Source organism: Providencia sp. wls1922 (genome assembly GCF_009706505.1).
Lineage (GTDB): Bacteria > Pseudomonadota > Gammaproteobacteria > Enterobacterales > Enterobacteriaceae > Providencia > Providencia lanzhouensis.
This window is the reverse complement of record NZ_WLUG01000085.1, coordinates 28737-50364: the sequence shown is the minus strand read 5'-3', so window position 1 is coordinate 50364 and position 21628 is coordinate 28737. Positions and strand designations below refer to the sequence as shown.

22 protein-coding genes and 1 pseudogene are annotated in these 21628 nt (G+C 43.5%); 8 read left to right on the top strand and 15 right to left on the bottom strand.

Annotated elements, in window-relative coordinates:
- The first annotated feature begins 159 nt into the window (after nt 1-159).
- Nucleotides 160-1515, top strand: coding sequence for a hemolysin family protein (locus GKR71_RS09345; protein ID WP_036948991.1), 1356 nt, complete (start codon nt 160-162; stop codon nt 1513-1515).
- 89 nt (nt 1516-1604) lie between these two features.
- Here GKR71_RS09345 and GKR71_RS09340 read toward each other — a convergent pair whose 3' ends face one another.
- Nucleotides 1605-1811 carry a DUF1107 domain-containing protein gene (locus GKR71_RS09340; RefSeq protein WP_036948988.1) on the bottom strand — a complete coding sequence of 69 codons (207 nt, stop codon included), beginning with the start codon at nt 1809-1811 and terminating at the stop codon, nt 1605-1607.
- 290 nt (nt 1812-2101) lie between these two features.
- Between GKR71_RS09340 and GKR71_RS09335 the strand changes: the two genes are divergently transcribed.
- Complete coding sequence (locus tag GKR71_RS09335; protein ID WP_154609412.1) at nt 2102-2665, top strand: YtfJ family protein; 564 nt, start codon at nt 2102-2104, stop codon at nt 2663-2665.
- 239 nt (nt 2666-2904) lie between these two features.
- Here the strand turns inward: GKR71_RS09335 and qseC are convergent, their stop codons facing one another.
- Nucleotides 2905-4257 carry a quorum sensing histidine kinase QseC gene (gene qseC / locus GKR71_RS09330; protein ID WP_154634204.1) on the bottom strand — a complete coding sequence of 451 codons (1353 nt, stop codon included), beginning with the start codon at nt 4255-4257 and terminating at the stop codon, nt 2905-2907.
- Entirely contained in the window at nt 4254-4916 is a 663-nt protein-coding gene (qseB, locus tag GKR71_RS09325; RefSeq protein WP_154634203.1) for a quorum sensing response regulator transcription factor QseB, read from the bottom strand. Before qseB ends, qseC begins: the two co-directional genes overlap by 4 nt.
- Before the next feature lie 177 nt (nt 4917-5093).
- On the opposite strand from qseB, the gene GKR71_RS09320 reads away from it, so the two are divergent.
- From GKR71_RS09320 to mqo, 4 genes are all read left to right on the top strand, one after another.
- The gene (locus GKR71_RS09320) at nt 5094-5507 is read left to right on the top strand and encodes a YgiW/YdeI family stress tolerance OB fold protein (protein ID WP_036948980.1); all 414 of its coding nucleotides are present in this window, start codon (nt 5094-5096) and stop codon (nt 5505-5507) included.
- 118 nt (nt 5508-5625) lie between these two features.
- Nucleotides 5626-6219 carry an NUDIX domain-containing protein gene (locus GKR71_RS09315; RefSeq protein ID WP_036948977.1) on the top strand — a complete coding sequence of 198 codons (594 nt, stop codon included), beginning with the start codon at nt 5626-5628 and terminating at the stop codon, nt 6217-6219.
- Nucleotides 6220-6707: 488 nt separating this feature from the next.
- Nucleotides 6708-7097, top strand: coding sequence for a hypothetical protein (locus GKR71_RS09310; protein WP_154634202.1), 390 nt, complete (start codon nt 6708-6710; stop codon nt 7095-7097).
- An 8-nt stretch (nt 7098-7105) separates the two neighbouring features.
- Nucleotides 7106-8599 (top strand): malate dehydrogenase (quinone), encoded by a 1494-nt coding sequence (gene mqo / locus GKR71_RS09305; RefSeq protein ID WP_154634201.1) that lies wholly within the window; start codon nt 7106-7108, stop codon nt 8597-8599.
- 79 nt (nt 8600-8678) lie between these two features.
- On the opposite strand, the gene cysQ is transcribed toward mqo, so the two are convergent.
- Together cysQ and GKR71_RS09295 are read right to left on the bottom strand one after the other, a co-directional pair.
- A complete protein-coding gene (cysQ, locus tag GKR71_RS09300) occupies nt 8679-9413 on the bottom strand; it encodes a 3'(2'),5'-bisphosphate nucleotidase CysQ (RefSeq protein WP_154609534.1) in 735 nt (244 codons plus the stop codon).
- A 136-nt stretch (nt 9414-9549) separates the two neighbouring features.
- Nucleotides 9550-10170 (bottom strand): peptidylprolyl isomerase, encoded by a 621-nt coding sequence (locus GKR71_RS09295; protein WP_036949262.1) that lies wholly within the window; start codon nt 10168-10170, stop codon nt 9550-9552.
- Nucleotides 10171-10377: 207 nt separating this feature from the next.
- Between GKR71_RS09295 and GKR71_RS09290 the strand changes: the two genes are divergently transcribed.
- Both GKR71_RS09290 and GKR71_RS09285 read left to right on the top strand, forming a co-directional pair.
- Nucleotides 10378-10989, top strand: coding sequence for a LysM-like peptidoglycan-binding domain-containing protein (locus tag GKR71_RS09290; RefSeq protein WP_154609535.1), 612 nt, complete (start codon nt 10378-10380; stop codon nt 10987-10989).
- 169 nt (nt 10990-11158) lie between these two features.
- A complete protein-coding gene (locus GKR71_RS09285; RefSeq protein WP_036948963.1) occupies nt 11159-11923 on the top strand; it encodes a CDP-diacylglycerol diphosphatase in 765 nt (254 codons plus the stop codon).
- 93 nt (nt 11924-12016) lie between these two features.
- Here the strand turns inward: GKR71_RS09285 and rplI are convergent, their stop codons facing one another.
- The 10 genes and pseudogenes from rplI to hflK form a co-directional block, all read right to left on the bottom strand.
- Nucleotides 12017-12466: a 50S ribosomal protein L9 gene (gene rplI, locus GKR71_RS09280; RefSeq protein ID WP_036948960.1), complete on the bottom strand. Its 450-nt coding sequence runs from the start codon at nt 12464-12466 to the stop codon at nt 12017-12019.
- Nucleotides 12467-12504: 38 nt separating this feature from the next.
- Nucleotides 12505-12732, bottom strand: coding sequence for a 30S ribosomal protein S18 (gene rpsR / locus GKR71_RS09275; RefSeq protein WP_000135199.1), 228 nt, complete (start codon nt 12730-12732; stop codon nt 12505-12507).
- A 4-nt stretch (nt 12733-12736) separates the two neighbouring features.
- Entirely contained in the window at nt 12737-13054 is a 318-nt protein-coding gene (gene priB / locus GKR71_RS09270; RefSeq protein ID WP_036948958.1) for a primosomal replication protein N, read from the bottom strand.
- Nucleotides 13055-13062: 8 nt separating this feature from the next.
- Nucleotides 13063-13458, bottom strand: coding sequence for a 30S ribosomal protein S6 (rpsF, locus tag GKR71_RS09265; RefSeq protein ID WP_006657979.1), 396 nt, complete (start codon nt 13456-13458; stop codon nt 13063-13065).
- Nucleotides 13459-13623: 165 nt separating this feature from the next.
- The gene (rlmB, locus tag GKR71_RS09260; protein WP_036948954.1) at nt 13624-14361 is read right to left on the bottom strand and encodes a 23S rRNA (guanosine(2251)-2'-O)-methyltransferase RlmB; all 738 of its coding nucleotides are present in this window, start codon (nt 14359-14361) and stop codon (nt 13624-13626) included.
- Nucleotides 14362-14444: 83 nt separating this feature from the next.
- Nucleotides 14445-16927: pseudogene (gene rnr, locus GKR71_RS09255) on the bottom strand (ribonuclease R).
- 41 nt (nt 16928-16968) lie between these two features.
- On the bottom strand, nt 16969-17391 hold the full coding sequence (nsrR, locus tag GKR71_RS09250; RefSeq protein WP_036948950.1) for a nitric oxide-sensing transcriptional repressor NsrR: 423 nt from the start codon (nt 17389-17391) through the stop codon (nt 16969-16971).
- 292 nt (nt 17392-17683) lie between these two features.
- On the bottom strand, nt 17684-18985 hold the full coding sequence (locus GKR71_RS09245) for an adenylosuccinate synthase (protein ID WP_036948947.1): 1302 nt from the start codon (nt 18983-18985) through the stop codon (nt 17684-17686).
- A gap of 285 nt (nt 18986-19270) precedes the next feature.
- Nucleotides 19271-20272 (bottom strand): protease modulator HflC, encoded by a 1002-nt coding sequence (hflC, locus tag GKR71_RS09240; protein WP_036948944.1) that lies wholly within the window; start codon nt 20270-20272, stop codon nt 19271-19273.
- A 2-nt stretch (nt 20273-20274) separates the two neighbouring features.
- The gene (hflK, locus tag GKR71_RS09235) at nt 20275-21486 is read right to left on the bottom strand and encodes an FtsH protease activity modulator HflK (protein ID WP_036948941.1); all 1212 of its coding nucleotides are present in this window, start codon (nt 21484-21486) and stop codon (nt 20275-20277) included.
- Nucleotides 21487-21628 lie beyond the last annotated feature (142 nt).

The following is a 21628-nucleotide window of genomic DNA, read 5'->3' as shown; positions in this document are numbered from 1 at the left end:
ATAATGACGAATATATAGCCAGATAAAATAGGCTAGTGCTATACTTAGCGCGATACCCCACCGCGCTAAGGCGCTAATTAATATTGAAATGGAATACCCTTACATTGCCTTTAGGATTTCAAGAAGTGACAATTCACTACCTAGAGGGTTGGATAATTTATGCTAAACAGTTTACTCATCGTTCTTTTATTATGTGCAATCAGCGCATTTTTTTCGCTGTCCGAAATTTCATTGGCAGCTTCTCGCCGTATTAAATTGAAGTTAATGGCCGACGAAGGCAATATTAACGCCGCTCGCGTTCTCAAACTACAAGAAATGCCGGGCATGTTCTTCACCGTTGTACAAATTGGCTTAAACGCCGTCGCGATTTTGGCTGGTATTGTGGGTGAATCTGCATTCTCTCCTGCATTGCAAGAGCTATTCATTAAATTCTTATCCCCTACATGGGCACAGCAAGCCGCTTCTATTGTGTCATTTACCATCGTAACCAGCTTATTTATTCTGGTGGCTGACTTAACACCAAAACGTATTGGAATGGTAAAACCTGAAGCTATCGCTATACGCATCGTTAATCCAATGCGTTTCTGCTTAGTGGTTTTAAGCCCGCTCGTATGGTTCTTTAATGGCTTAGCGAACTTAATTTTTAAACTCTTCAAATTACCCACTGCGCGTAATGAAGATATTACTTCTGATGATATCTTTGCTGTTGTTGAAGCGGGCGCTGTCGCTGGGGTGCTGCGTAAACAAGAGCACGAACTTATTGAAAATGTGTTTGAACTTGAGTCCCGTACTGTTCCATCGGCGATGACACCACGAGAAAACATCATTTTCTTTGATAAAGACGAATCTGAAGAGAGCATCAAACACAAAATCTCTACTCAGCCACATTCGAAGTTTTTAGTTTGTGCAGGGGATATCGACCATGTGATTGGTTATGTAGATTCCAAAGAGCTCCTCAACCGCGTATTAAATGGTCAAAGCCTGAGCTTACGTGACGGTGTACATATCCAAAACACATTAATGCTTCCAGATACCTTATCCTTGTCTGATACCTTAGAAGCCTTTAAAAATAGTGGCGTCGATTTTGCCGTTATCCTGAACGAATATGCCTTAGTGATGGGAGTTATTACCATCAATGACGTGATGATCACCTTAATGGGTGACTTGATTGGTCCGGGGCAAGAAGAGCAAATTATTACCCGTGATGAAAATTCATGGTTGGTTGATGGGGGAACGCCAATTGAGGATGTTCAACGTATCCTTGATATCGACGAATTCCCAGATTTCAGCAACTACGAAACCATCGCAGGCTTTATGATGTATCGCTTGAGAAAGATGCCGAAACGCACTGATTATGTGAAATATGCGGGCTACAAATTTGAAGTGGTCGATATTGATAACTACAAGATTGATCAACTGCTGGTCACGCGTATCACGAATACACCGTCCGCGGTTGTCGTTCAGCCAGGTACTGCGGGTAGTGAAGATACGTCACATACTCAAAATAACCACTGATAGCCAATATGAACACGCCACTGTCAGTGGCGTTGTTATTAAGGCGCTTGAAGGTTGTTAGCCTAATACTTAGCTGGCTAATAGCTTGTTTAGCCCAACTCAGCTCGCAGTAATACCACTTGCTTGTTCACTTCATTCATTACATTGTAATGCGTTTTATCAGTCACTTTTGGCGGTAAAATCTTCCCATTATTGAATTCGAAAGCCCCAAAATCCTTAATGTAGAGCCTACCTCTGAATAGTGTTTTCACGTATAGAGCAATTTTCGATGGGTTATAATGCTTAAAAATTTTCATTAGAACTGATCTCCATGTTGTTCTGACGATACCTCACTGCATATCGTTCAATAATCATAGACTAGAAAATTTTGTTTTGGTTCGAAAATTGCAATTTTATTCAAAATGCTGACACAACATGACATTGCCAATATACTGTTAAATCATACTTAAACCTCATCTTTATGCTGAATTTTACGATTTTGTTAATTTTCATCTTGCCACTCATCCGATGAGCTATGCTATAACTAGCAGCACCAGAAATCCTCACCCTATACACAACAACGACAATGATTTCTAAAGGTACCTTTATGATAAAAAAACTGCTTTTATTAACCTGCTTGTTAGGTTTATCTTCGACGGGATTCGCGATTAATCTTCAATTAAATCAACCTGTCCCCGCCGTTACCGTCACAGATAAAGGCGAATTACAGTTAGATAATGCGGGAAAATTCAATTACCAACCGTGGAAGAGCCAGCAACTTTCCGGTAAAGTTCGCACCATTCAACACATTGCTGGACGCTCTTCAGCCAAAGAGCTTAATGCTCCGCTTATCGAAGCGATTAAACAAGCCAAATTCCCTCACGATAAATACCAAACCACCAGCATTATCAATACGGATGATTCAATTTTTGGTACTGGTGTATTTGTAAAAAACAGCGTGGAAGACAGCAAGAAAGAGTTTCCTTACTCCCAATTTATTGTTGATAGTGATGGTGTCGTGAAGAATGCATGGAGCCTTGCGCCAGAGAGTTCCGCCATTATCATTCTCAACAAGCAAGGTAATGTCTTATTTTATAAAGATGGCGCACTAACGCCTCAAGAAATCAATAAAGCCATTAGCGTGATTGTCACCGAATTAGAAAAGCCGTAATTAGCAGAACCAGAGTTAGCAAAATCAACATTCAACAGATAAGAAAAGAGCCACTCCGGCTCTCATTATCATAAACATCATGTTTTCCTGAGCGTCGACTGACATTGACGCTCAGGAATTTGTTTTACTATCATGAGTTCCTGCTGAACATAACCGCAAAAGCACATCACAATAAGATTAAAATTCAGCGGATTATTCTGCAACAATCTCATTCAATATTGTGCATAAAATAGACTAAATTATGCATTCCAGCGAACAGTAACACAAAAGCCCCCTTCCGTGACATTATTAAACGTCACATGGAGATGGTGTAACTGAGCCACGCGTTTAACAATTGATAACCCTAAGCCACAGCCCGTTTTTTCTTGTCCCGGTGGTCGATAGAAACGCTCCCCTAAGCGCGCTAATACCTCAGAAGAAACCCCATCACCATCATCTTTCACTTCCAGATAGTGGCGATACAAATTGACTTCAACCTTACCGGCAGCCTTACCATAGCGGATAGCATTGTGAAGAAGATTTCTTAAGAGTACGGACAATAAAAGTTTCTGCCCTTTAAAAGGCGGCGGCGTTTCAATGATTGATATTTTCAACGTTACCTGATTTTGCCGAGCTTCCAGCTCGCTCTCTTTAACGGCTTGCTCAATTAATTCCTGCCAACTCACTTCGTTCACATCATCTAACTGATTAGAAGACTCTAAGCGGGATAAGGTTAATAGCTGATCCACTAGCCGAGTGGCTCGGTCAATCCCTTCTGAAAGATTAGCCACTGCATGTTGGCGAATCGCCTCGTCACTTCCAGCAATTTGCACCACTTCGGTTTGGACTTTCAGTGCAGCAAGAGGACTACGCAGTTCATGGGCAGCATCAGAGGTAAATTGCCGTTCACGAACAAACATGTGGTTTATTTTGTCGAATAATCCGTTCAGGGAATCTAGGATTGGCTTTGCTTCACTAGGAATTGTCGGCACCATCACTGGGCTCAGCTCATCCGGTTTTCTCTGCCGTAGCTGTTTAGCCACATCCCGCAGGGGTTTTAATGCTCGAGTGAGCAACCATAAAAATACGATTAACATTATCGGCAGCGCCACCAGCCACGGTATGAGCTGGGAAAACATAATGCTATTAGCCATACTTTGGCGGTATTCCCATTCTTGCCCTACTGCAATAATATATTGATTATCAATAGATTTAAGCCAAACAAAGCGCCACTCATCATCACTACCTTTGAGTGTTCCCTCGCTGAATCCTTCACGCGTAAATTGAAACTCGATTTTACGTCCGTTGTCCCCATCATTGAGCACCATTTCTCCACTCGGAGTAAAAATCGCAAACGCCAACGCGTCATCGTCTTGGCTTCCACGATTTTTTCGCAATAACTTTTTGGTTTTACTCAATGATGCTTGAGGCAAGTCGATATCCGTCGGTAACACAGATAAGCGCTTTGCAAATACCATTTGTTGAGTATCAAACAATTCGTTAATGGTTTTATAGGTTTGATACCACGCCAATGAGCTAGCAATTCCCCACGTCATTACCGCGAGGAGCAATAACATCAAAGTCAATTTGAGCCTTAAGCTGAACGTTTTCATGCTTCATCACCCAGTCGATAACCAACACCATGAACAGTTTGAATAAACTTACTGCCTAATTTACGGCGTAAGTGGTGAATATGAACTTCAACCGAGTTACTAGAGACTTCTTCATCCCAGTTATACAGCTTTTCTTCTATCGCACTACGGGACAGCACTTTTTTCTGGTTATGCAAAAATAATGATAATAGCGCCAGCTCCTTACCCTTCAACTGCACAGGATTTCCTTGATAAGTGACCGTCATCGCTAAAGGATCCATCTCCACGTCACCATGAACCAAAGTGGGTGATAGCTGCCCACTGCGCCGACGGATCAACGCTTGCAAACGTGCTGCAACCTCCGCAAGCGCAAACGGCTTACACAGATAATCATCAGCCCCTTGCTGTAACCCATTCACTCGTTGCTCAAGGGCATCCCGCGCCGTCAGAATCAAAACAGGCTCATCACGCCCTTGCTTACGCCAGAACTTCAAAATATCCATACCATCAATATGCGGAAGTGATAAATCCAGCACAACAGCATCATAAGGGGCATCAAACAAAGCTTGTTGACCTTGTTTACCATCCATAAACCAATCAAGGGTAAACCCCAATTGTGTTAACCCTACTTTTAGACCATCGCCAATTAATCGATCATCTTCTATTAATAAAATACGCATACTCAACCTCCGCATCGAATATTGTTATATTTATCTTATTAAATTCATGATGACCAGTGGTGATTGTCCAAATTAAAAATATATTTAATTAATTTGAGTTCTTAAGATCCTGTTAAGATTTACTTGGTTAAATACATCCCATAGACCAAATTTCTGGTTACTTGTGGAGAAACAAAAATGAAAAAATTACCTTTAATCACCTTAATCGCTGCCCTTGCTACCGCCCCTGTTTTTGCTGCTACCGGTGGTTTTTCAGGTCCAGGTGAAGTCGCCAACACCACTAACACTGAAACCATGAAAACCCAAGAAGGCGGTTTTAACGGACCGAATGCAAGTGAAACAACGGTTGCAAAAGCCCTTGAATTATCTGACAACAGCTGGGTTGTTTTACGCGGTAATCTCGTTAAACAACTGGATAAAAAACATTACGAATTCACCGATGGCACAGGCACAATCACCGTTGAAATTAGCCAAAAACGCTTCAATGGAGTGAACGTCACGCCGAAAGATAAAATCGAAATTCGCGGTGAAGTTGATAAAGACTGGAACTCTAAAGAGATCGACGTTAAACAACTGCAAATCATCAAATAATCCATCTCGATAAAAAGCCAGTAATACAACCTTACTGGCTTTTTATTATTTACTGTCTATTTTCCCTTTCTATTTATAGTGCTAGATTAAATTTATCTTATCTCTGCGCGACTTATTTATGAAACAGCCTCAAGTTAGGAATATCAGCGAAAAATTACTGTCAGATAATTGGTACATTCTCAAAAAATATACCTATGAATTACAGCGACACGACGGTTCTTGGCAAAAACAAGAGCGTGAAGTGTATGACCGTGGCGATGGCGCTGTCATTTTGCTGTATAACACATCCAAAAATAGCATTATCTTGATCCGTCAATTCCGTATGCCAATGTACGTTTCTGGATATAAACAGTTGCTGATTGAAGCCGCTGCCGGACTACTTGAAGGTTCTTCCCCTGAAGCAAGAATTATTGCTGAAGCCGAAGAAGAGACTGGCTATAAAATTGATAATATCGAAAAGGTGTTTGAAGCCTTTATGAGCCCAGGCTCCGTCACGGAAAAGCTGCATTTTTACATTGCCCAATACAGTGATAAAGACCGCCAAAGTGATGGTGGCGGACTCGCTGATGAAGGTGAAGATATTGAGGTTATGGAATGGTCATTCCCTGATGCACTTGCCGCTATCAAAAATGGTGAAATCATGGATGGCAAAACCATTATGCTTATTCAACATCTCGCCTTAAGCGGAATTCTAAATCCAAAAAATAGTTAATTTTTAAAGGGTGAAAATAGCATTTTTACCCTTCTACTCTTAAACTATTTTATATAGTCATCATTAAACGATTTCTTTGCTATTTATTTTTCTATTCTCTTTCTTATTTTCATACTTTATTCTCTTATTTTTTATAAATTACAATTTATTACACTTTCCATTACCGAGCATCTAAACTCGATAATAAAAAGAATAAAATAGAGTTTATTCCATCAAAAAAGAATTATCTTTTATCGCTTTGATTTAAATTAAAAAAACATCAAATAAACCCATCCAAAAACAATCATCGATAAAATTAAAAAGTCTATTTTTTCAATAAAATACTTTCACTTAAAAATATTAACTTTGACCTTGCCATTAAAAAACTTTAGATTTAAAGACATCCTATTTTCTGAACTTCACTATTTTTCGTTAAGGTAAAAATCGAAACACTGAATATTATCTTAGTTATTAAGCAATATTATTCTTAAGTTAAGGAGCTAAATAAGATGATCCGTTGTATTCGTATGTGGACAGGTGAAGACGGTAACTCTCTGTTTGAAGAAGGCACCATTGAACTGAATGGTGTTGCTCGTGGAGATGACCAAAGCCCTGTCATTGCCGTCAGTGAGCTCACCTTCCGCGAAACCGTTTCAGGTGGCTCGTGGGATTGGCATAAAGACCCCGTTCCTCGCTATGTAATCACCCTCACTGGTACCTTAGAGTTCGAAACCAAAAATGGCTCCACATTTATTATCAAACCAGGTGACATTCTGCTTGCTCAAGACAACACCGGAACAGGACACAAATGGCGTCTGATTGGTGATGAGCCTTGGAGACGCGCTTATGTAGTGTATCAAGACGGTACAGACTTGTGTTTCACTCCGAATAAAAAATAGGGATTTCCATGACTAAACCCATTGCAGAAAATGTTGATATCGCACTAGTCGGTGCAGGGATCATGAGCGCCACGCTCGGCACTTTTCTTAAAGAGCTGGAGCCAAATCTCACTATCGCGGTATTCGAAAGATTAAATGATTGTGCCCAAGAGAGTTCCCATCCATGGAATAACGCGGGAACAGGTCACGCAGCAAACTGTGAAATGAACTATACCCCGCCAAACCCTGATGGCACGGTAGATATCAGCAAAGCCCTTGAAGTAAACACTGAATTTGACCTATCTCGCCAGCTATGGTCCTACTTAGTCACCAAAGGCAAAATCAAAAATCCACGGGACTTTATCCACCCTTGTCCACACATGAGCTTTGTCTCTGGTGCAGACAACATCAAGTTTTTACAACAACGTTTCCGTCAAATGTCTGCCCATCACTGTTACCATAATATGGAATACAGCGATGACCTAAAACAGATTGATGAGTGGGCGCCATTAGTGGTTGAAGGTCGTGATCCTAATGAAAAAATTGCGGTTACCCGTGTCGTTACTGGGGCTGACGTAGATTACGGTGCCTTAACCCACTTATTGATGGCGCAACTGAGCGAACAAAAAGGGTTTTCTCTTCACTATAAACATGAAGTGATTGATGTGACACAGACGCCTGATGGGCACTGGAATGTAGAAGTGAAGAACCTTCTGACCCACGAAAAAACCATCACGTCCGCAAAATTTGTGTTTGTGGGAGCCGGTGGTCGCGCCATTGAATTACTGCAAAAATCCGGTATTCCGGAAGGTAAAGGCTATGGCGGATTCCCTGTGAGTGGAATTTGGTTGCGCTGTGACGATGAAAAAGTCGCTGCTCGCCACCACGCCAAAGTTTACGGAAAAGCCGATAAGGGCTCACCACCGATGTCTGTACCGCATTTAGATACCCGTATCATCGGCGGAAAACGCTCTTTACTGTTTGGACCGTATGCTGGTTTCTCGAGTAAGTTCCTAAAACATGGATCTTATTTGGATCTGTTTGATTCCATCAGACTGAACAATATTGAACCGATGCTTGCCATCGCGAAAGATGATTGGTCATTGGCTGAATATCTCGTGGGACAAGTGCTGCAAACGTCTGCCCATCAATTCTCTATGCTGCAAAAATTCTATCCTGATGCGCAGCGTGAAGATTGGAAAGAAGTGGTCGCGGGTCAACGCGTTCAGATCATTAAACCTGATCCGGTGAAAAAAGGCGTATTAGAGTTCGGTACTGAGCTGATTACGAGTGCAGATAAATCGTTCACCGTATTAATGGGTGCATCACCGGGCGCATCGACTGCTGCGTTTATCGCACTCAATGTACTGAAAACCTGCTTTGCAGATCAACTCTCTGCGGATGGTTGGGAAGCACGCCTGAAGACTATCATTCCAACTTATGGAATTGATTTAAAACAGGATGCAAAAGCATGTTTAGATATTCGTACTGCAACGACTAAAGTGCTGCAATTAGATAACTAAACATTAAATCATATTGTTCAAGTCGGGGAAGTTGATCATTAGCTACCCGACTTTTTATTATCTTGCTATTTTCGCTATCTTAACGACATTCAAAACCGGGGTTCAAAAAAGACTCTCTCGGGGAATAATCCAGTGTATTTCCCTGCCAATCCACCACGCTTGCCCCTGCACCTAATGCCACTGCATGCCCTGCGGCTGTATCCCAGATATTGGTAGGCCCAAAACGAGGGTATAACTGTGCGCTACCTTCAGCCACTAAACAAAATTTTAGCGATGAACCTATCTCAGCTGTGCGATGTTCCGGAAGGTTAGCGAGATACGCCATCAATTGGGGGTCTTGATGAGAACGGCTGATCACCACCACAGGCGGCGTCGCAGCTTTGACGTGAATGCGCTGAACTTGTCCATGCTCTTCTTTCCACGCTTGAGAGCCTTCGGCGTAATACATCAAACCTTTTGCGGGTGCGAAAACCACCCCCATGACTGGAATGCCATTTTCAATTAACGCAATATTCACGGTGAAGTCACCATTGCGATTAATGAATTCTTTAGTTCCATCCAATGGGTCAATAAGCCAGTAACGTTGCCAATCACGACGTACAGACCATTCTGGTGGATCTTCTTCTGAAAGTTGAGGGATATCAGGTGATAAACGTGAAAGCCCCTTCTTGATGATTTGATGGGCAGCAATATCCGCAGCCGTGACAGGGGAATCATCTTGTTTATGTTCAACCCGCAATGGCGCATGCCCATTGTAGATTTTCATGATGGCATCACCCGCCTCTCGGGCAAGCGTACAAAGTTGTTGGCGCATTTTATTTCCCCTAATGACACTAAGCCTTTAAGAGTAACAAGAGCAGAATATTTACGCTAATAAAAAAGCCTCATTAGCTATACCAAAATGGCAAGCGAATGAGGCTATTATTCTTTTCTGTAAGTCAGTCAGAAAATTATAAAATTTCCAGTAACTCAACTTCGAAAACGAGGGTGCTGAATGGCGGAATGGATGCGCCAGCACCACGCTCACCGTAAGCTAATTCATGAGGAATGTATAATTCCCATTTTGAACCCACTGGCATTAATGTCAGTGCTTCAATCCAACCAGGGATCACGCCGCTTACTGGGAATTCTGCTGGCTGACCGCGCTGTACGGAACTGTCGAACACAGTACCGTCAATTAAACGACCGGTGTAATGAACGCGAACACGGTCAGAACGAGCTGGGATTGCGCCTTCACCTTGGTTGATCACAGAGAATTGCAAACCAGACTCAGTAGTCGATACGCCGTCTTTCTTCTGGTTTTCATCTAAGAATTTTTGACCTTCTGCAGCCAGTTCTTTTTGACGCTCTTGGCGAACTGCATCTGCACGCTCGTGCATTTCACGCAGTGCTTTATGCAGAGCTTCAACTGGAACTGATGGCATGTTGCCTTCTAAAGAATCAGTCAGACCCGCTAAAATTGCGTCTGGAACTAAGCCTTCTAGTCCTGATTCTAATAATTGCTGTCCAATTTGTAGACCAATGCCATAGCTCGCTTGAGCTTCTACTGAATCAAAGTTTTGGTTTGCCATGAAAATACCCATTTCATTTTTGAGAAAAACCAAGGATAGCAGCCCCTTTCCTATGGGTAAACCTAAACCCGATAACGGAAGAATAAAACTGTCTAAATTATTCAGTGTTCTCCTAAATTAGTCTTCAACTTGTTAATTTACGCGTAAATAGTGCTAGTATGCGTTAAAACGTCTGTGATTAATTATTCCTCAAATATAGGAGGGGTCATGTTGAGACTATCCACTTTTCATCGCTATGGAATTGCTATTCTAGCGCTGATCGTTATTGCTGCCTTATTTTGGCCTACTGGCGATAAATCTAATTCCACCCAAAATAATACAAGCAATGTGCCAAACCAACCTATCGTGATCCCACCGACTTCGCAGCCTAATCCAATCCCGGATACGGTGTTATCGCAACCAGAGCAACCGACAACCAACATCCCAGAGACATCACCGCCATTGCCAAGTGAGCCTGAAATTATTCAAGAGCCGCAAACGTCTCTGCCGACACAGCAGCCAAGCACCAGCGTGCCATCACAGCCATCCACGCCACCAACCACTCGTCCGTCAGCTAATGAATGGCAGAATTATCGCGTTCAGAAAGGAAAAACATTGGCGCAGCTATTTCGTGATAATAACTTGCAGGCAAATGATGCCTTTATCATGGCAAAAGCTGAAGGCTCAGAAAAACCCCTTAGCAACTTGCAGCAAGGGCAGAAAATCCGATTGAAAGCCAATGGGAAAGGTGAAGTTCAACAGCTGGAAATTACAGCAACCAACGGTCAAACCTATAGCTTTACACGCTTAAGCGATGGTAGCTATTACCGAACACCTTAATTTATATTTTAACGTCGGGGATTTCATACAATACCCCGACCTTTCTTTTATTTTCAGAATAAAAATTCAATTGAGACGTTATTTGATGACATTTCTCACCATAAACTACGTATAATCACTGTTCTTTATTACACTTAATAGTTAAACAGGGAAAAGAACAGGACAATCTATGCAGAAAAACAACAATACCTGCAAAAAGAAGCTCATTAAAATTATTGCCGCCGTAGTTTTACTCCTACTACTCAGTCTTATTGGCTATATTTCATGGATTAAATACCATGCAGATGGGCTGTGGAATATCATTAGCCAGCAGTGCATTGCTATCAATGATCCTGACCAGCGTAATCCATCTTGCATGAAAGTGGATTTAGACAATCGCTATGTACTCTTCAAAGATAAAAAAGGCCCGGTTCATAATTTGGTACTGCCAACCGATAAAGTCAGTGGTATCGAATCCCCTTTATTACTCGAAGATAATAGTCCGGATTACTTTACGCTTGCCTGGAATGAACGTGAGAGTGTTAGCCCCGCGGGTCAACCCGTTATTAGCGATGATAAACTCGCTTTAGCGATTAATTCACAATATGGGCGTTCCCAAGATCAACTTCATATCCATATTGCTTGCCTAAAACCGCAGGTTATTGAGCTAGTTAACCAACATGCAGATGCGATTAAATCTGAGTGGCATGTTTTTCCAGTGGAATTGGAAGGGCATGAATATTGGGCGAAAAAGTTAGATAGCCAACAAAGCCCTTTCAAGCAGCTAAATGAATATGTTCAAGCACATAATGACAACATGGGGAACTATGGACTGGCGGTGACGGAGCTGAAAGATGGTTCGATGGTATTATTAGCGAATCGGATGGATGTTTGGCAGTTTAATTTAGGTAGTGCAGGAGAATTACTGGATTACCAATGTTCAGTTAATCAGTAAGTTTTAGATATGCTAGAAATAAAAAAACACCGGATTCCCGGTGTTTTTTTATTGTGCCACCGCGTTAACAGTGGCAACTATCATCATTATTGATTACTCAGCAACGATGATAACGTTCAGCTCTGCGAAAACATCGCTGTGTAACTGGAAGTGAACTTCGTGGTCACCAGTAGTACGCAGAACGCCGTTTGGCAGGCGAACTTCGCTTTTCGCAACTTTAACGCCAGCCGCAGTGATTGCGTCAGCGATGTCACGAGTACCGATTGAACCGAACAGTTTACCTTCGTCACCAGCTTTAGAAGCCAGAGTAACAGAACCCAGCGCAGTAACAGCTGCTGCACGAGCCTGTGCTGCTGCCAGAACGTCAGCTAATTTAGCTTCCAGTTCAGCGCGGCGAGCTTCGAAGAATTCAACGTTTTTCTTAGTTGCAGGAACAGCTTTGCCCTGTGGTACTAAGAAGTTACGAGCGTAGCCCGATTTAACGTTAACTTGGTCACCCAGGCTACCTAGGTTAGCTACTTTATCAAGCAGAATAACTTGCATTACCTTATCCTCTATTAGTCGTTAATGGACTGTACCAATTACTGATGACGATCAGTGTATGGTAACAGAGACAGGTAGCGAGCGCGCTTGATAGCACGAGCGAGCTGGCGTTGATATTTTGCACGAGTACCGGTGATACGGCTTGGTACAATTTTACCACTTTCAGTGATATAGTTTTTCAGCGTTGCGATATCTTTATAGTCGATCTCTTGAACGCCTTCCGCTGTGAAACGGCAGAACTTGCGACGACGGAAATAACGTGCCATATGGCTAGTCTCCAGAATCTATCAAATCAATCTGCTCGGCATGTAAGACTAATTTACTGATTCCATTACGTCCCTGATGGGTACTAATGAAACCTGTAACAGTAATCAGACTGCCGACCGTTATACTGTGAGTATGGGTTTGTAAGGCTTGTCCGCTGGCAATGACGGGCATTCTGCACCATGCTTGCCGTGACATTCCAGCTTCCTGTTGTCCAGAACGATGTTCTAAAACAAACTGGCAATGTGGAATGCCGGACGGACTCACTTTTCGAATCAATGCTTTACAGACTGTGCCTGTCAGCACTAGACGATTAGTGATCACCTGAGCAATTACTCTTCAGAATCCCCAGTTTCTTCTGCTTCTTCGTCTTGATAATCATCAGACATGTCACGGCCGCGACGTTCGTCTTTGGCTTTGACCATTGGAGAAGCTTCTGTTACTGCGTGTTTTAAGCGCATAACCATGCTGCGGATAACGGCATCGTTGAAGCGGAAGTTAGTTTCCAGCTCATCAATCGCTTCCTGTGGAGCTTCTACGTTCAGCAGAACATAGTGAGCTTTGTGCAGTTTGTTGATTGGGTAAGCCAGTTGACGACGGCCCCAGTCTTCCAGACGGTGAATCTGACCTTGTGCGTTAGTGATAACAGCACTGTAACGCTCGATCATGCCCGGAACCTGTTCGCTTTGGTCAGGATGGACCATAAAAACGATTTCGTAATGACGCATTAGTAGTTGCTCCTTACGGATTATTAGCCTCCTGTCTGGGTTAACCGCGGCCCGCGGAGGCAAGGAACTTGTTGAGTGCGGCTAAAAAATTGACGCGTAACTATACCCATCCCAGATAAAAAACTCAAGAGATGGGGACAAATTAAGCAAAAATTATTTTATGATTTATTTGGCAATGCGTTGACGTACTGCTTCAAACAGGCACACGCCCGTTGCCACAGAGACGTTCAGCGATGAAACTGAGCCCGCCATTGGGATGCTAATCAGCTCGTCGCAATGTTCGCGAGTCAAACGACGCATACCTTCACCTTCCGCGCCCATCACTAATGCGATAGCGCCAGTCAGTTTACTTTGATACAAGTTATGGTCAGCTTCGCCGGCGGTGCCGACAATCCACACATTGTACTCTTGCAGTAAACGTAAGGTTCTTGCCAAGTTAGTCACACGGATCAGCGGAACATTTTCCGCTGCACCACATGCCACTTTCTTCGCGGTTGCGTTCAATTGTGCGGATTTGTCTTTAGGAACAATCACTGCATGAACACCGGCTGCGTCTGCACTACGTAAACACGCACCTAAGTTATGTGGGTCAGTCACACCGTCGAGGATCAGTAAAAATGGCGATTCGGTGCTTTCCAGTAAATCTGGAAGATCCCCTTCTTGATACTGTTTACCGGCTAACACATTGGCGATAATCCCTTGGTGTACTGCACCTTCAGTTTGTGCGTCCATCCATTGGCGATTTGCCACTTGCACCACAATCCCCAACGCTTCGATTTCATGAACGATAGGCATCAGGCGGCGGTCTTCACGACCTTTTAAAATATAGACTTCTTTAATACGTTGCGGAGAACGCTCAAGCAGGGCTTTCACTGCGTGAATGCCATAAATAATTTCGCTCATAAATATCTTTTAGGTTGAGAACATTAAATAGGTGGAAAATCAAAAGGTGGCGATTGCCCGCCACCTTGTATCATGAAACGCGCTTATCCCTCTTGTTTTTGGGATTTTTTCGCCACGCGTTTTGCTTTTAACTTGGCACTGATTTTTTTGGTTTTATCGGACGGCTTTTTGCTTTTCGCTTTACCGTTTCCTTTACCTTCAGGTTTAGCGTCTTTGCTGTCTTTCTTGCCTTTTTTCTCTGAACGACGAAATGCAGAATCAGGTTCGAAGTTTTTTTCTTTGCTCACATCGCCTTTTCGACGGGCTGAACGTGTCGCATTTTTAACTTCTTTCTTCATCTTATCCCGCGTGGTTTTGCCCGGGTTTTTCGCTTTTCGTGTCGTTGAAATTAAAGCAAAATCAATGGTGCGCTCATCCATATGTACCGCTTCTACACGGATTTCCACTTCATCGCCAAGGCGATAAGTTGTACCGGAAGATTCACCGATTAAGCGCTGTCCAACCGCGTCATAACGATAATAGTCGTTATCGAGGGTTGAGATATGCACTAAGCCATCAATGAATAGGTCATTTAAGCGAACAAAGAAACCGAAACCTGTCACGCTAGTGATAAGTCCAGTAAATACTTGTCCCACTTGGTCTTGCATGAAGTCACATTTTAACCAATCTGCGACGTCACGGGTAGCTTCATCTGCGCGGCGCTCGGTCAGTGAGCAGTGCTCACCCAATTGCAGCATGCTGTCCATATCGGAGTGCCATCCGCCCGTTTCCGTCCAGCGCTTATCTCCATGACCATGCTCTTTTGCCAGTAAGTATTTAATACCACGGTGCAAGCTTAAGTCAGGATAACGACGAATTGGCGAGGTAAAGTGCGCATACGATTTTAGACCTAAACCAAAGTGACCGCGGTTTTCTGGATCATAAATCGCTTGCTTCATTGAACGCAAAATCATGGTCTGCAATAGCTCATGGTCTGGGCGCTCAGCCACTTCGTTCATTACTTGGGCGTAATCTCTTGGCTCTGGCTTCATGCCACCCGGCAGTGTTAAACCTAACTCGCTGAATACTGAGCGTAAGTTCATAACGCTCTCTTCTTTCGGACGGTCATGCACACGGTATAGAGCAGGCTCTTCGTTTTTTTTTCAACAAATCGCGCCGCCGCAATATTAGCTAAAATCATGCACTCTTCAATTAATTTGTGTGCATCATTACGCTCTACAGGCTCAATACGCTCAATGCGACGTTCCGCATTGAAGATAAATTTGGCTTCTTCAGACTCAAACGAGATAGCGCCACGCTCAATACGTGCTGCATCTAACGCTTTGTATAATTGGTGTAAATGCTCGATATGAGGCACTAACGCTTTGTAATGCTCGCGTAGCTCTTCATCCCCTTGCAGCATTTTCCACACTTTGGTGTAGGTTAAACGCGCGTGGGAGCTCATCACCGCTTCATAGAATTTATATGAAGAAAGTTTTCCAGATGCCGAAACCGTCATTTCACATACCATACACAGACGATCTACGCCTGGGTTTAGTGAACATAATCCGTTAGACAGCACTTCCGGTAGCATTGGCACAACTTGGGATGGGAAGTAGACCGAGTTACCACGGCTATGGGCTTCCGTATCCAGTGCCGTTTGTGGGCGGACATAATAGCTCACATCCGCAATCGCCACCCATAAACGCCAACCGCCACCTTTTTTCGGTGCACAGTAAACGGCGTCATCGAAGTCACGAGCGTCTTCGCCATCGATGGTAACGAGTGGAAGATCGCGTAGATCCACACGCCCTTTCTTCGCAGCTTCAGGGACTGTTTCACTGTAATCAGCCACTTGCTTTGTCACTTGTGGCGGCCAAGAGTGCGGAATTTCATGAGTACGTAATGCGATTTCTACCGCCATACCCGTACCCATAGTCTCACCGAGTACTTCAATAATATTCCCAACAGCTTGAGAGCGGCGTTGTGGGCGAGTTTCTAATTCTACCACCACCACGTTACCCATACGGGCGCCACACTGTTTGTCTTTCGGAATTAAAATATCGAAACTTAAACGGCTATCATCAGGAACAACAAACCCCATTCCCGCTTCAATAAAATAGCGTCCAACAATTTGGTTATTGCGCGGCTCTAATACACGTACAACACGCACTTCAGTACGCCCTTTACGGTCTTGACCATAAGGTTGAGCCAAAATCACATCACCATGTAAAGCGCGCTTCATCTCATCTTGAGATAAGTAGTAATCTTCTTTTTTACCTTCGACACGCAAGAAACCATAACCATCACGGTGACCAATAACTTTACCTTTTAATAGGTCAATACGCTCTGGTAATGCATAACATTTGCGGCGAGTGAAAACTAACTGTCCATCACGTTCCATCGCACGTAAGCGACGACGCAATGCTTCCAATTCATCTTCCGTAGAGAGGTTGAGTAGCTGTGCAATTTCTTCACGGTTTGCAGGTGCTGTGCGCTTAGATAAGAGATCTAAAATAAACTCTCTACTCGGAATTGGGGATTCGTATTTTTCTGCTTCTCTTTCCTGAAAAGGATCGTTTGACATTGTTACCTCCATTGTCATCAGAGTGATAAATTACTGAGACATTAATCGAGCAGTAATTGATACAGCGGACTATTATCTTTGACCATGTCCGCTAGCGTATATTGGTCTAGTTCTTGTAAAAATTGTTGTATCGCCTTTTGCAATACACCTTTTAGGCGGCAAGCGGGCGTAATATGGCAAAATTCGCCACTACAATTGACTAGAGTGAGTGGTTCTAATGCGCGGACAACATCACCGATCCGAATGGATTCCGCCGGTTGACCCAGTGCGATCCCGCCATTTTTACCACGGGTGGCTTTTACATAGCCAAGGTGGCTTAGCTGATTAATAATTTTAACCATGTGATTACGAGAAACACCATACACTTCAGTGACTTGTGTAATACTCGTCATTTGCCCTTTTTCTAGGGCGGCTAAATAAATTAGGGCGCGTAACCCATAATCAGTAAAACTTGTCAGCTGCACAATCACCTCAAAAATTTTTGGTACTACAGTATGTAGTGAAATACTTATCTGCCATTTTCGTTATATTTGTTTTTTTGGCTACCATCTAACGGTCAATTTGAACGATTTTCTACAGTATATCGCCTTAGTTTTAGTCTAGCCCATCCTTGCCCGTAAAGATGCTTGCAATGGCACATAATGTTCAACTTGATGGATATTATCTGAAAATTTTAGCGTTTTATCAAAAAGGAATTCATCGGAAGGAAAATGGGAGAGATAAAAAAACAGCGCTCAGTGAGCGCTGTTCTGTCTATTACTCAACGTCAAACGGATCACGCAGGATCATCGTTTCTGAACGGTCTGGACCAGTTGAAATAATATCAACAGGAATGCCCGTCAATTCTTCAATGCGTTGGATGTAATCTAAAGCTGCTTGCGGTAGTAACGCTCTTTCTTTAACGCCGAAAGTCGTTTCGCTCCAGCCTGGCATGCTTTCGTAAACTGGCTCTAAACCAACCCACTCATCGGCGGCTAAAGGTGTTGTTTCTAACACTTTGCCATCTGGACGACGGTAGCCAACACAGATTTTCACTTCTTCTAAACCGTCTAAAACGTCCAGTTTAGTTAAGCAGAAACCTGACAGGGAGTTAATTTGTACAGCACGGTTGATAGCCACGATGTCTAACCAACCAGTACGACGTTTACGACCAGTGGTTGCACCGAATTCTTGGCCTTTCTCACGCAGGAATTCACCCGTTTCATCAAACAGTTCAGTTGGGAATGGACCCGCACCAACACGTGTTGAGTAAGCTTTGATGATCCCCAGAACGTAGTTCACATAACGTGGACCTAAGCCTGAGCCTGTTGCAACACCACCCGCTGTTGTGTTTGAAGAAGTTACATACGGATAAGTACCGTGGTCGATATCCAGCAGCGTACCTTGTGCACCTTCAAACATCACTAATTCATTCTTCTGATGCGCTTTGTAGAGCAAATCAGAAACATCAATTACCATGCTAGTCAGAAGGTCTGCAACTGACATGACGTAATCTAACGTTTTTTGGTAATCAACCGCTGGCTCTTTGTAGTAGTGAACCAGTTGGAAGTTATGGTATTCGATGATTTCTTTTAATTTTTCAGCGAAAGTTGCTTTATCGAATAAGTCACCAACACGCAGACCGCGACGTGCAACTTTATCTTCGTATGCAGGACCGATGCCACGACCAGTTGTACCGATAGCTTTTGCTCCACGCGCTTTTTCACGCGCATTGTCTAATGCGATGTGATAAGGCAGGATCAGTGGGCATGCTTCAGAGATACGTAAACGCTCACGAACAGGAACACCGCGATCTTCCAGTTCTTTCATCTCTTTCATTAAAGCATCAGGCGCAAGAACAACACCATTAGCAATGATGCTGATGACATTTTCACGAAGAATACCGGATGGAATTAAGTGGAGAACGGTTTTTTCACCGTTTACAACAAGAGTATGGCCAGCATTATGGCCGCCCTGATAGCGAACTACATATTTAGCTCGTTCTGTCAGCAAGTCAACGATCTTGCCCTTCCCTTCGTCACCCCATTGGGTGCCCAGTACGACAACGTTCTTACCCATTTCGAAATACACTCGGTTGCTTAAAAATGAATTCTACCATCAAAAATGAACTGTTCCAGTGATATTTTGGCATTACAAAAATTTTTTTCTAGAAAGCAAGTAAAATGGTAGTTTTATTTCTGTCGTAGACTCAAAGTGAATTTTCCCAACCTGAGCAGCTCAAATTTTCCCTGAAAAATCCATCACTTAAAACGACAGGCGAAAAAAAGCCCACCGAAGCGGGCTTTTCTTTATTAGATTAACAGTAATTTAAGCTCGTTGCACGTAACTTAATCTGTTTATCATTTAATCCGTTGAACGCAGCTTAGTTGGCGCCTTCATAAAACGGAAGAAATCAGTGTCTGGGCTAAGCACCATCACATCATCACCGTTCTTGAAGCTCTGCTCATAAGCACGCAGGCTACGAATAAAGGCATAAAACTCTGGGTCTTGGTTGAATGCATCAGCAAACAGTTTCGTTGCCATTGCATCACCTTCACCTCGCAGGGTCAGCGCTGTACGCTCTGATTCTGCCAGTGTTTCTGTTACTGTCTTATCCGCTACCGCACGAATTTTAGTTGCTTCTTCTTGACCTTGTGAACGATGCTGACGCGCTACCGCTTCACGCTCTGCACGCATACGTGCATAGATGGCTTCAGAAACTTCATTTGGTAATTCAATACGTTTGATACGCACGTCAACCACTTCGATACCTAACGCCGCCATACTGTTTGCGTTAACAACCAGTGGCTTCAAGTTAGTTTCTTTTTCAACGCGAGCCGCCGCATCTGCAATTGCAGCATCAGCGTCTTTGGTTGCTTCGTCAGTTGCTGTACCTTTGTTCAGTGCATCGCGAACATCAACGGTTAAACGACCACGAGAGTCAGTGATGATGTCTTTAACGCTTAAACGACCAAACTCAGAACGTAAACGGTCACTGAACTTACGTTTTAACAGGGTTTCTGCTTGGAATGGGTTACCGCCGCCAGTCGCTACATAGTAACGGCTGAAATCAGTAACACGCCATTTCAGGTATGAATCCACCATTAAGTCTTTGTTTTCGCTAGTCAGGTAACGGTCAGCTTGAATTTCTAACGTTTGAATACGTGCATCTAGCATTTTTACAGTTTCAATAAATGGAACTTTGAAATGCAGACCTGGTTCATAAACGATGGGTTTATTCTCAGAATCACGTAAAACCTTACCAAAGCGTAATACAATACCGCGCTCAGTTTGAGGAACAATAAAGATTGATGCGTAGGCAACGGCTAAAACAGCAATCACTACAAAAATAAATGACTTACGCATGATTATTGTCTCCCAACTCTAACTGCATCACCACGCACAGAATTGTTTGGCTGCGCAGGTGCTGAACTCGTAGAAGATGAATTGTTCGTTGAGTTCGTCATTCTTGCTGACTGATTCACTTTTGGCGCCGCAGGCGTATTGCCCGTCGCACCACGCATGATTTGATCCAACGGCAGGACTAACATGCTGTTGCTCTTATCATTAGCAATTACTTTACGTGTATTTGCTAATACGCGTTCCATCGTTTCGATGTATAAACGCTCGCGGGTAATTTCTGGTGCAGCACGATATTCAGGTAGCATTTTCGCAAAGCTTGCGACCTCACCCTCTGCTTTGAAGACGACGCTCGCCTTGTAAGCTTCAGCTTCTTCGATCATACGTTGCGCGTTACCTTTCGCGAGAGGCAGAACTTCATTTCGGTAAGCGTGCGCTTCACGAATTGTTTTTTGTTCTTCTTCCCTTGCGGAGATTACATCATCAAACGCCGCTTTAACATCTTCTGGCGGACGAGCCGCTTGGAAGTTGACGTCCAGCAGGGTAATACCCATTTTGTATGGTGCAATCGTAGCTTCTAGCTCTTTCTGCGTAACATCACGGATAAAGGCTCGATTCGTAGTCAATACTTGCTCCATAGCAGATTGACCAATAACGCCACGCACCGCACTATCCAGCGCTTGACGCAGGCTATTATCAGGATTAGTTACGCTGAACAGGTATTGAGCAGGATCAGTAACACGATACTGGACGTTCATTTCAACGCGGATAACGTTTTCATCTGATGTCAGCATCATACCGTTAGTCGCTTGCTCGCGAACAGTTTCAACGTTCACAGGAATGACTTGATCGATAAACGTTGGTTTCCAGTTCAGACCAGGTCCAACAACACCACTATATTCACCAAAACGTAATACTACGCCACGGTCACTTTCTTTAATGGTATAGAAGCCTGAGCCAGCCCATACTACGACAACCGCAGCAAGTGCTAACATACCTAGACGACCGCTCAGCTGTGATGGCTGTTTGTTGTTACCTTCACCGCCGCCGCCTTTATTACCGCCGCCGCCAAGCTTGCTGCCTATTTTACGAAAGAGATCGTCGAGATCATAAGCCCCAGGTTTCCGACCACCTTTGTTCCCGCCAGAGTTGCTGCCTTTATTGCCGCTTCCCCACGGATCGCGGTCTTGTCCGTCATTACCGGGCTGATTCCACGCCATGTTTTAGCTCCATTCTTTATGATTGATTTTTAGGGCTAAGAGCGATATTTCTCATCATTCATTTCACCCATGGGCGTCTTGAATCAAGTCGAGGATATTGGGCTCTTAATATCAATTCCATTGCCTAACTGTGTTGCGGTTA